Origin of the sequence: Bradyrhizobium neotropicale, from assembly GCF_001641695.1 — a bacterium.
GTDB lineage: Bacteria > Pseudomonadota > Alphaproteobacteria > Rhizobiales > Xanthobacteraceae > Bradyrhizobium > Bradyrhizobium neotropicale.
Window position 1 is genome coordinate 1 of the sequence record NZ_LSEF01000012.1, and the last position, 9,823, is coordinate 9,823.

Annotated in this window: 11 protein-coding genes and 1 pseudogene; 9 read left to right on the top strand and 3 right to left on the bottom strand. The window is 59.9% G+C overall.

Going from position 1 to position 9,823, the window contains the following annotated elements; translation table 11 throughout:
- The first annotated feature begins 120 nt into the window (after positions 1–120).
- From AXW67_RS43635 to AXW67_RS01960, 7 genes and pseudogenes are all read left to right on the top strand, one after another.
- A pseudogene (locus AXW67_RS43635) lies at positions 121–836 on the top strand (IS5 family transposase).
- Complete coding sequence (locus tag AXW67_RS01935) at positions 811–2,718, top strand: RHS repeat-associated core domain-containing protein (RefSeq protein ID WP_488226168.1); 1,908 nt, start codon at positions 811–813, stop codon at positions 2,716–2,718. Before AXW67_RS43635 ends, AXW67_RS01935 begins: the two are co-directional and overlap by 26 nt.
- 42 nt (positions 2,719–2,760) lie before the next feature.
- Positions 2,761–3,267: an SEL1-like repeat protein gene (locus AXW67_RS01940; RefSeq protein ID WP_063676202.1), complete on the top strand. Its 507-nt coding sequence runs from the start codon at positions 2,761–2,763 to the stop codon at positions 3,265–3,267.
- 80 nt (positions 3,268–3,347) lie between these two features.
- Entirely contained in the window at positions 3,348–4,028 is a 681-nt protein-coding gene (locus AXW67_RS01945; protein WP_063676204.1) for a transposase, read from the top strand.
- A 408-nt stretch (positions 4,029–4,436) separates the two neighbouring features.
- The gene (locus tag AXW67_RS01950) at positions 4,437–4,808 is read left to right on the top strand and encodes a hypothetical protein (protein WP_063676206.1); all 372 of its coding nucleotides are present in this window, start codon (positions 4,437–4,439) and stop codon (positions 4,806–4,808) included.
- 67 nt (positions 4,809–4,875) lie between these two features.
- The gene (locus tag AXW67_RS01955) at positions 4,876–5,556 is read left to right on the top strand and encodes a transposase (RefSeq protein ID WP_063676208.1); all 681 of its coding nucleotides are present in this window, start codon (positions 4,876–4,878) and stop codon (positions 5,554–5,556) included.
- A gap of 50 nt (positions 5,557–5,606) precedes the next feature.
- Positions 5,607–5,897, top strand: coding sequence for a hypothetical protein (locus AXW67_RS01960; protein WP_145927357.1), 291 nt, complete (start codon positions 5,607–5,609; stop codon positions 5,895–5,897).
- A 12-nt stretch (positions 5,898–5,909) separates the two neighbouring features.
- Here the strand turns inward: AXW67_RS01960 and AXW67_RS42585 are convergent, their stop codons facing one another.
- A complete protein-coding gene (locus AXW67_RS42585; RefSeq protein ID WP_161491209.1) occupies positions 5,910–6,056 on the bottom strand; it encodes a hypothetical protein in 147 nt (48 codons plus the stop codon).
- 287 nt (positions 6,057–6,343) lie between these two features.
- Here AXW67_RS42585 and AXW67_RS01965 point away from each other — a divergent pair, with 287 nt between their 5' ends.
- The gene (locus AXW67_RS01965) at positions 6,344–6,766 is read left to right on the top strand and encodes a hypothetical protein (RefSeq protein WP_145927358.1); all 423 of its coding nucleotides are present in this window, start codon (positions 6,344–6,346) and stop codon (positions 6,764–6,766) included.
- A gap of 378 nt (positions 6,767–7,144) precedes the next feature.
- On the opposite strand, the gene AXW67_RS01970 is transcribed toward AXW67_RS01965, so the two are convergent.
- Positions 7,145–8,116: a phytanoyl-CoA dioxygenase family protein gene (locus tag AXW67_RS01970; RefSeq protein WP_145927359.1), complete on the bottom strand. Its 972-nt coding sequence runs from the start codon at positions 8,114–8,116 to the stop codon at positions 7,145–7,147.
- A 245-nt stretch (positions 8,117–8,361) separates the two neighbouring features.
- Positions 8,362–9,492: an IS630 family transposase gene (locus tag AXW67_RS01975; protein WP_063675747.1), complete on the bottom strand. Its 1,131-nt coding sequence runs from the start codon at positions 9,490–9,492 to the stop codon at positions 8,362–8,364.
- A gap of 38 nt (positions 9,493–9,530) precedes the next feature.
- Here AXW67_RS01975 and AXW67_RS01980 point away from each other — a divergent pair, with 38 nt between their 5' ends.
- A complete protein-coding gene (locus AXW67_RS01980) occupies positions 9,531–9,812 on the top strand; it encodes a LexA family protein (protein ID WP_063675745.1) in 282 nt (93 codons plus the stop codon).
- The last annotated feature ends 11 nt before the right edge of the window (positions 9,813–9,823 follow it).

Sequence of the window (9,823 nt, forward strand, 5' to 3'; positions counted from 1 at the left end):
TAGGCGGTGTGGACTCTAAGGATTCCCTTTTGAGAGCAAATCAGATTCAAGGCTTCTTTTTGGGAGGCGGCCTTGGGTGTGATGGATCGTTTGGTGTTGAGCGACGCGGCCTGGGAGCGCATGGCGCCGCTGATCATAGGCCGGCCCGACCAGAAGGGTTCGACCGGGCGGGACAACCGGATGTTCGTGGAAGGTGTGCTCTGGATCGTGCGTACAGGCTCTCCCTGGCGCGACCTTCCGGAGGCGTTCGGAGACTGGAACAGCGTATTCCGGCGCTTCAGTCGATGGAGCATCAAGGGTGTTTGGTGGCGGATCTTCGAGGCGATGTCTGATGATCCAGACTTCGAATATCTGATCGTCGATTCCACCATCGTCCGGGCGCATCAGCACGCCGCCGGGGCGAAAAAAGGGGGTCTGAAGATCAGGCGCTTGGCCGCTCGCGCGGCGGCCTGAGCACGAAGATACATATGGCCGTTCGCGGCTTGGGGTGTCCTGTACGGTTCACGCTCACCGCAGGCCAGAAGGGCGATGCACCACAGGCCGCCGCATTGATCGAGGGACTGCCGGCCGAGGTCGTCATCGCCGATACAGCCTATGACGCCGATCATTTGCGCCAAGACATCGCCGCCAAAAAGGCGCTCGCCGTCATCCCCAACAACCCGTCACGCGCCCTCAAATATCCGCTCGACAAACATCTCTATGCCCAGCGCCATCTCGTGGAATGCTGCTTCTCCAAACTCAAGCAGTTCCGCCGCGTCGCTACCCGCTTCGAAAAGACCGCCCGAAATTACCGAGCCGTCGTCACTCTCGCTGCCATCGTCCTATGGATGCGATAAGTGTCCACACCGCCTAGACCTCGCCAGCTTCCAGGACCGGCAATTCCGAAAGTGGACCTACGCGTATGACGCGACCAGACGGCTGACATCGATCACCGATCCTGCAGGCAAGCTGACTCTCTTCGGATACGGCCCGAACAACGAATTGACCGGTCTGACAGATCCAAAGGGCAATCTCACATCGTGGGCTTACGATGTAGAAGGCCGGATGATGCAGAAGACCTATCCCGACACAAGTACGAGCACTTACACCTATGAGAGCACAACAAGCCGCCTCAGGTCGGTACTGGACGCACTCGGACAGACCAAGCAATATGGCTACGCTCAGGATAACCTGCTGACGAGCATCACTTATCTAAACACGGTAAACGCGACGCCGAGCCTTACCTTCGCTTACGACCCTTATCTCAGGCGCCGCACGTCAATGACCGACGGCACCGGCTCCACGTCGTACACATACGTCCCGATTGGGAGCCTCGGTGCACTGCAGTTGCAGCAGGAGAGCGGACCGGTCCCCAACAGCACCATCGTCTACGCTTATGATGCGATGCAGCGGCTAGCGTCGCGTACTGTGGCCGGGGCCGGCGCCGAGACATTTGGTTACGATCCGATCGATCGTCTGACGAGTCATGCGAGCGACCTTGGCGCATTCACACTGAGCTATCTAGGGCAGACCAGCCAAACGACGCAACGCCGGATGGCCAACACCACGCTTTCAACGGAATGGAGTTATTTGCCGAATAGCGGCGATCGGAGACTTTCGGGCATTACGAATATCGGATTGTCGTCCGGGCAACTCTCCGCTTACGGTTATTCGACGACATCCGAGAATTTCATCAGCGCCATTAGCGAGACTAGCGACACCGCGCCGGTCTATCCGAGCCCATTAACGCAAACAGTCAGTTATAATAACCTCAACCAGCTCACCAATCTCTCAGGACAGCCCCTGACTTTTGATGCCAACGGTAACTTGCTCTCGGATGGCCAACGAACTTACGCTTGGGACGCCGAAAATCGCCTGATCAACATCAACTATCCCGGACAATCCGGCAAGCAGATCGCTTTTCTGTACGATGGGCTCAACCGGCGCACTGCAATTGTCAGCACTCCCGCCGGCGTCGGCAACGCGACGACAACCTCCTACCTGTGGTGCGGAGCGACCATCTGCCAGGCGCGCAATGGAAGCAACACGCCAATCCGCAGCTATTACGTTGAGGGCGAATTCGTCCCTGGTTTACCTGCGCAACCCTACTACTATGGGACCGATCAGATCGGCTCTGTACGCCGTATCTTCGCGAGCGCGACGAATGCACCGGGTTACAACTACGATCCTTACGGTCTCCCCTTGCAATCCCCGCCTCTCAGCGATTTCAGCTACGGTGGCATGCTCTACAGTGCCGACAGCGGGCTCTACTTAACCCAATACCGAATCTACGATCCGGCCGCGGGACGTTGGCTGTCGCGAGATCCGATCGACAGTCAGTCAGTGCAAATTGGAGCGGATCCTACGATCGGGAGCTACAGTCAAAGATCCCAGGACGCTTCGAAATGGGCATCGTCTAGTATCAACGTCATTCCTGAGGTCGGCACCGTAACGTGGCCGAACGAGGCAAACCTCTACGCCTATGTGGACGGGAATCCAATCAGCTTTACAGATCCGACGGGCGAAGCAACGAGAGGAGAAAAAATAGCCGCGTTCATTCGGTTCTGCTTGGCGCTATTGAAGTTCAACCATCCAGATGTCGAGGTGCCTCCCCCGGTCCAACAACCAGTGCCGAGGATATCAGAGCCCTCGGGGCCGCCGCCTCAACTGCCGAAGCCCCCTGCAGCAGGCAAGGGACCGCCTCCACCTAATCCGCCAGCTCCGCCCATTAGTTACTAATGGTGCTAGAATACGCGAATTGACACTTTCTTGGACAATCGAATGGCAAGAGCAAACAAGGTTGAAGAATATCGTGAGCAGGCAGCGCGTGGCGATCCCGACGCTCAATATCGGCTGGCGTGGGAATATTTTAGAGGAGAGTTCGTTCCCAAGGACGTTGACGCCGCCATCGCGCAGCTCAGGCAATGGGAGAAGACGAATCCCGAATTGGCAAGATTCAACATCGCCAAGATTAAGTATGCGGAAGGCGATAGCTCTTTCATAGACGACATTCGCTCAGACTGTGCTGCTGGGTTCGGTCCGTCTCTTTATCTGATGGGAGTATACTTCCTAAATCGGGTGGGCGAAGAATCGGGGCGAAAAAGTGCAATCGAATATTTTGGAGCGGCAGCTCAAAATGGTCATTTGCCATCGCAGTATTTTGTGTGGAAGCTAAGCAGGCTGGGCTTCCGGCGTCGCCTTGCAACAGCGATTCCTGCTTTTCGGGCCGCCTTGGCCGTGGCGGTGGCTGCTTGGCACAATCAGAATGATGAGCGCACCCTTACATGAGCAGCGCCGGATGACGCGCAAGACATTACGGTGACCTTGCACACAATTGACGCCTCTCGCTCCTGCCGGCACGCTGCGGCATGGCCCGTCTCGCCCGCGTCGTCATCCCCGGTCACCCTCATCACGTCACCCAGCGCGGCAACGGTCGCGCACGCACGTTCTTCGAAGACGGCGACTATGCGCTCTATCGCGACCTGCTCGCGGAAAATTGCCGGGCCGCCGGGGTCGAGGTGTGGGCCTGGTGCCTGATGCCCAACCATGTGCATCTCATTCTGCTGCCCTCCGATGCCGACGGCCTGCGCCGCGCGCTGGCGCGCGTGCATCGGTCCTATGCCGGCACGATCCAGGCGCGGCGCAAACGCACGGGGCATTTCTGGCAGGGACGGTTCGGCGCGGTCGTCATGGACGAGGACCATCTTGCCGCGGCGCTGTGCTACGTCTCGCTCAACCCGGTGCGCGCCCACCTGGTGCAGCGCGCGCAAGACTGGCGATGGTCGAGCACCCGCGCGCATCTGCGCGGCAAGCACGACGGGGTGACGGCGCTGGCGCCGATCAAGGACCGCTTCCCGCGCTTCGCCGATCTGCTCGACGGCGCGTCCGAGGACGAGTCGTTCGCCCGCCTGCGCGCGGCGGAGAGCATCGGTCGGCCGCTCGGCGGCGATCGCTTCATCGCCCGGCTCGAGCGGCTAACCGGACGCCCCCTCAAACCGGCCAAACGCGGGCCAAAGCCCGAGCGTCAGCATGATGGCGACAGCAATTGAGTGCACTGTCACCGTAATTCCCTGTCGCGAGATCCTCTGGGTGAATCGAGCGATGGAGCTGCAAATATCTATAGCTACGTCGGCGGAAATACCGTGAATGACGTAGACACCGATGGCTTAGCTCCAAAGGATAAAACGTTTGGTCTGCCACCTGATTTTTGGAAATGGTATCATCGCAAGTGGAAGAGACCAGGCGATCCCGACATCGAAACTCCCGATGAAGCGAAGGAACCCTATGAAGAGTGGTGTAAACAGGGCCGCCCGGGCCCAGACAACAAGGGTGGGAGGGGCTATAGATTCGCTCCGCCACCATTAATTCCACTGCCGCTACCGCGACCACTTTTGCCAGGAGGGGGTGGCGGTGGCGGACGAGTTATACCTTTGATGCCAGTGTTCTAGGGGAGAGCAATGCTTTGTGTCTTGCAGATCATGGGAACCGCCCTTGAGAGTGGGATAGCCGGACATCTAGCCGCACGATTCTATCGCAAAGATGTGGCGGACGACGGATGCGAACTGCTATTTTATGATGTCGCTGATGCACCACGAGGCCTTGAGCTTTCGGTCCAAATAAAGCAGTTCATCGACCAGAACAGAGGGGGGCTTACTTACGCGCGTCAATGTCCGAATGAAGTCAAGCTGATGACTCTGGACATTGGAATTTTGATGGATGCCCCTCTGTCGAGAACCGTCGCCTTCGACAAAGAGCTTGTCGCAACGTTGGGTGAGCTTGGTATATCGATCTCGATTTCAGCTTATCAATCGAAAGATCAACAGCCGTAACCCCGTCGAAGATTACGGTGACAGTGCACTCAATTGACGCCGCTCGCTCCTGCAAGCATGCTGGAGCATGGCCCGTCTCGCCCGCGTCGTCATCCCCGGTCACCCCCACCACGTCACCCAGCGCGGCAACGGTCGCGCGCGTACCTTCTTCGACGATGGCGACTATGCGCTCTATCGCGACCTGCTCGCGGAAAATTGCCGGGCCGCCGGGGTCGAGGTGTGGGCCTGGTGCCTGATGCCAAACCACGTGCATCTCATCCTGGTGCCCTCCGATGCCGACGGCCTGCGCCGCGCGCTGGCGCGCGTGCATCGGTCCTATGCCGGCACGATCCAGGCGAGGCGAAAACGCACGGGGCATTTCTGGCAGGGCCGGTTCGGCGCGGTGGCCATGGACGAGGAACATCTGGCGGCCGCATTGCGCTACGTCTCACTCAACCCGGTACGCGCCCGGCTGGTGCAGCGCGCGCAAGACTGGCGATGGGCAAGCACGCGCGCGCATCTGCGCGGCAAACACGACGGGGTGACGGCGCTGGCGCCGATCAAGGACCGCTTCCCGCGCTTCGCCGATCTGCTCGACGGCGCGTCCGAGGACGAGTCGTTCGCCCGCCTGCGCGCGGCGGAGAGCATCGGTCGGCCGCTCGGCGGCGATCGCTTCATCGCCCGGCTCGAGCGGCTAACCGGACGCCCCCTCAAACCGGCCAAACGCGGGCCAAAGCCCGAGCGTCAGCATGATGGCGACAGCAATTGAGTGCACTGTCACTGTAATTGCGGTTCGTCAGGGAGCTCCATGAGGGGAAGATGACAGAGTATGACGCTCGGCAACTCAGCCTGATGATTGATGAACTCGACGCCTTTGACAAAAAGGCGATCAATTTACCTCACCTGGTGTCGAGCTTGGATGGACTTCAAAGTGCGTTGGAAGACGTGGACGCATCGTGGAAGATTGCCTTCCTCAAGCAATGGGGCGTGCTGGAAGACGTTAATGCTGACATTTTGGACAGGAACCTCACGGAATTTCCAAAAGAGCACGCGCGCCTCTTAACGAGTGCAATCCAGGAAATCAGAAAGCTCATTGCTCAACGCCTGTGACCATCAGCGGCACTAGGCAACCCCACGACGCGCCCGCTCGGCGGCGACCGCTTCATCATCCGGCTCGAGCGGCTCACCGGACGCACCCTCAAACCGGCCAAACGCGAGCCAAAGCCCGAGCGCCAGCGTGATGACGATAACAATTGAGTGCACTGTCACCGTAATTCCGTACGAAGGAGTTCCGGGTTCAACAGTTCGTGGCGAGACCGGCAGTAGGACTTACGGGCCAGATGGTTTTCCATTGACCGATCGCGACACTCCCCATCCAAATGAGAAGGGGATCGGAAATGACGATCACTGTCACGACTGGGGACGCCCCCCGTGCGGCGGTAAGCCTAGCCACAAAGATCGCAGCCCCTCCCGTGCTCCGGAAGTGGGAGACCCCCCACTTCCTAGAGGCCCAAACGTTCCGCCGCCATGAACGCTGTGATTTTTGTGAGGCAGCAATGAAGGTCGATTGGACCACCGACAGCTCAGGTCAGATGCTCGGATTCAGCTATCATGATGCCGGGCTCATTGCACTGGAATGGGAAGACACGCGGTATTTCCGGATGAAGCTTGCGACCGTCGACGGCGGCGTGAGCAGGGTAGAATTATGCGACCTTGATGAGGTCACTCTGCAAGACGTTTGGAACGGAATGATCGTCTCGGACATCTTCGCCTGGCCTGTCACGAGCGTTCCGGGCGATCGACCCTGGCACGACTTGCTCACCGGCCGCGCCCACAAGCCGGACATACCATCCGCCGCAGTAGAAATCATGGAGCGGAAACCTTCGGCGCTTCTGGTCAACGTGCTTTCCTCCTACGGCGGCACATTTGCGGCTGTTTGCGGGAGCATCAACGTCTGGACTGAAAATGCCTTACCGTAAGGAGGCATGCGGGCACTACTTGACATAAGGGGCGGCCGCGACGCCCTACGGCCCGCCGAAATCCAGCGGCGTGAACGAAAGGTCCATCACCTTCCATTCCTGGTACTTGTCGACCGTCAGCATCTTGTAGGGCTGGCGGGCCAGGAGTGCGCTCATCGCCGACTGCATCAATAGCGGGCTCTTGCGCTCGCCTCGATCAGGACCGGGGCGCGCGCCAGCGTGCCGTCGGGGGCTCACCGCGCGCAGCTTGACGTGCACGTTTTCGCTCAGTGCCACTTCGGCAGTATTACGTATTACGGTGACACTACTGGACTGCCCCCCTGAAGTGAGACACGATAATTCCTGCGACAGGCTCATTTTGAGGATGTGGCAGCCCCGTCAAAGCCGCGCGGATGGCACGATCCGGGCGAGCAGAGGCAGGTTTGACTGCCACAGCATGCAATCGCGCGCACGGTCCGTTTGGCCGGCCGCAAGCTCGGCAAGCTGCTGGCGTGAAAACACGTGCCGCCCGCAGAAGAATGGCCGAAGCGGCGTGCGCGAGAAGAAGTTGTAGAAGAGCGCGCAGCGGTCACGTGCGACCGCCGGCCTCCCGCGATGGTAATGGCTCGCCACATCCGTGAAGATCACCGTGCCGGCCCTGCCCGTGCAGGTCGTCACGTCGCCGCTCTGCAGCGTTGTGCCGAGCCTCTCTTCCAGCATTTCCTGTGTCAGGACGGGAAAGTTGGCGCCTTCGAGCGTATCGCTTCCGGGAAAGGAGCGGTGAAGGATTTCGAGCGGGCCGGTGTCGATGTCGACATCGTGCAGGTAGACGATCACCTTGACCATCCGCCGGTCCTCGACATCGCGATGCCATCTGCGTGCGGCAACCTGCCTGCCATCGGCCACGGTGTAGAAGAAGTTCAGCGTGTCATAGGCGGCGGGCAGGCCGAGATAGGTCTCGACGATGTCGAGGATACGATCGTTGAGGGGCCAGCGGACGATATGCGGATGGCGCATCATCTCTTCGGCGCCGACCTGCACGGTATAGTCGTCGGCGAACTCGCCGTTCCTGGCGCGGAGGGAATAGGTGTTCGCGATTTCGGTCGCCGACGTCCAAAGCGCCGTCGTACCGGGCAGATCCAGCTCGTCGAGCGAAGTGATATAGACGCCGTTCTTTTCCAGTCCGGCGACGATGTCCATGTCGAGTGATGAGAGTTTGGGCAGGCGCGGCTTGTGAGATGCTCTCGCCCTTTCGTAAGTCCCGTTCAGTCTTCGGCTGACACTCGGCATACCAACCAGCATCGAGGCGAGCTCGGCCGGCAGGCTGCGGGCACGGCGTGAGACCCGGTAACGCAGGGTGTTCTGCTTCAAGACGCAAATCCTCTAGTACCATAGATGCGTAGCGCGATCGCCACGTAGCTGGACGCGGCGAACGGCCAACTAATCCACGAGACTAGAGGCCAAAATCCGGCTGGATTGTTACGAAGTGTAGACCAGGCATATCTGCTCGTGAGTCCTGGGGCGAATTCTCCGCATGGTTGCATATCGCTTCATCAGGGTGCGCGGCCTCTCCGCAGCGTGATCTGACGAATTCGGCGCACTCGACTAGTGGTTCATCACAGTGGTTTTGACTCTTTGGCGGCAACTGGATAGGCGCGACCGAGTTTGGCGCGGGCTTTGTCGGTTGTGAACATCCATTTGATGCGGTCTCGCGCCTTGTTTCGCTGCCGTTGCCATGCTGCGATTTCTTTTCGAAGCCTTTTGGGATCGTCGATGCGACGGCCGAGACACTGGCGCTGCAGCACGCTGATCTCGCACTCGACCATATTGAGCCAGCTGGCGTGTTTCGGGGTGTAGTGGAACTCGAGGCGGCGCAGGATGCGACGGGCCTCGGCAGGCGCAAATGCCTGATATAGCGCGCCGGCCGTATGAATCGACAGATTGTCCTGCACCACACGGATGCAGGCGGCATTGGGATAGTGGACGTCGACGAGTTCGCGCATGCAGTGCGCGTAGTCGACCGCGGCGCGGTGGTCTGTAACCTTGACATTGCGCCAGCCGCGATGCGGATCGAAGGTGACGAAGAGATTGACGGTACCGTTGCGGCGATATTCGTAATCGTAGCGCTCGCGCTGTCCCGGTTGGGCAGGGATCGGCTGGCGTACCTCGCCGATCAGCTGGACTGGGGTCTCGTCGAAGCAAACCAGGGGCCGCTCGGGATCCGGCGCCTCGGCGTAGAGATCGAGCACATCCTCCATCCGGGCGACGTATTCGCCGTCGACATGAGGAATGCACCACATATCCCGGCGCCACGGCTTGAGGTCGTTGTCGGCCAGCCGGCGGCGCACGGTCTCGCCCGACAGGCTGGCGTGATCGGTGAGCTTGACCATCGCGTCGGCCAGCAATGTCAGCGTCCAGCGTTTGCGGCCGGCGGGCGGCTTGGCGCATGCCGTCGCCACCAGCAGGGCCTCTTCCTTGCCTGTCAGCTTGCGTTCCGCGCCCGGACGCGGCTCCTCACTCAAGGCCCGCTCCAGATTGCCTTCTACGAAACGGCGTTTGGTCCGGCCGACGGTGGAAAGGCTGACCCGGACGGTTCGGGCAATCTCCGCGTCGCAGCTGCCTGAATCGGCCGCCAGCACAATCTGAGCCCGTTTGAGTTTGCGGGCGGAATGCGTGCCGCCGCCGAGCATTGCCGTCAGTTCGTCCCGCTCGGCTTGGCTCAATTCGACCCGATAACGTACATTCATGCTTCGCCTCCTTGTCGGAGGCCGGGACGAATCCAGCTATGAGTCAAAAATCAGGCGCGCACTTCACCGAGAAGCAGGGACACTATCTCGCTTTCATCCATACCTACTCGTACATGTTCGGACAGCCGCCCGCCGAGGCCGACATCCAGCGGCATTTCCGCGTCAGCCCGCCGTCAGTCCACCAGATGATCCTCACCCTCGAACGCAACGGGTTCATTCGTCGCCAGCCCGGCGTCGCTCGAAGCATCGAGATCCTCTTGCCACCCGAAAAGTTGCCTATCCTCGGATGGCTCGGTATCAAAACGTCAAAATCACTGTGATGAACCACTAG

Excerpts from the sequence above, each read along its gene's own strand:
- AXW67_RS01940 (WP_063676202.1), top strand. The coding sequence starts at position 2,761 with ATGGCAAGAGCAAACAAGGTTGAAGAATATCGTGAGCAGGCAGCGCGT.
- AXW67_RS01945 (WP_063676204.1), top strand. The coding sequence starts at position 3,348 with ATGGCCCGTCTCGCCCGCGTCGTCATCCCCGGTCACCCTCATCACGTC.
- AXW67_RS01950 (WP_063676206.1), top strand. The coding sequence starts at position 4,437 with ATGCTTTGTGTCTTGCAGATCATGGGAACCGCCCTTGAGAGTGGGATA.
- AXW67_RS01955 (WP_063676208.1), top strand. The coding sequence starts at position 4,876 with ATGGCCCGTCTCGCCCGCGTCGTCATCCCCGGTCACCCCCACCACGTC.
- AXW67_RS01960 (WP_145927357.1), top strand. The coding sequence starts at position 5,607 with ATGACAGAGTATGACGCTCGGCAACTCAGCCTGATGATTGATGAACTC.
- AXW67_RS01965 (WP_145927358.1), top strand. The coding sequence starts at position 6,344 with ATGAAGGTCGATTGGACCACCGACAGCTCAGGTCAGATGCTCGGATTC.
- AXW67_RS01975 (WP_063675747.1), bottom strand. The coding sequence starts at position 9,492 with ATGAATGTACGTTATCGGGTCGAATTGAGCCAAGCCGAGCGGGACGAA.
- AXW67_RS01980 (WP_063675745.1), top strand. The coding sequence starts at position 9,531 with ATGAGTCAAAAATCAGGCGCGCACTTCACCGAGAAGCAGGGACACTAT.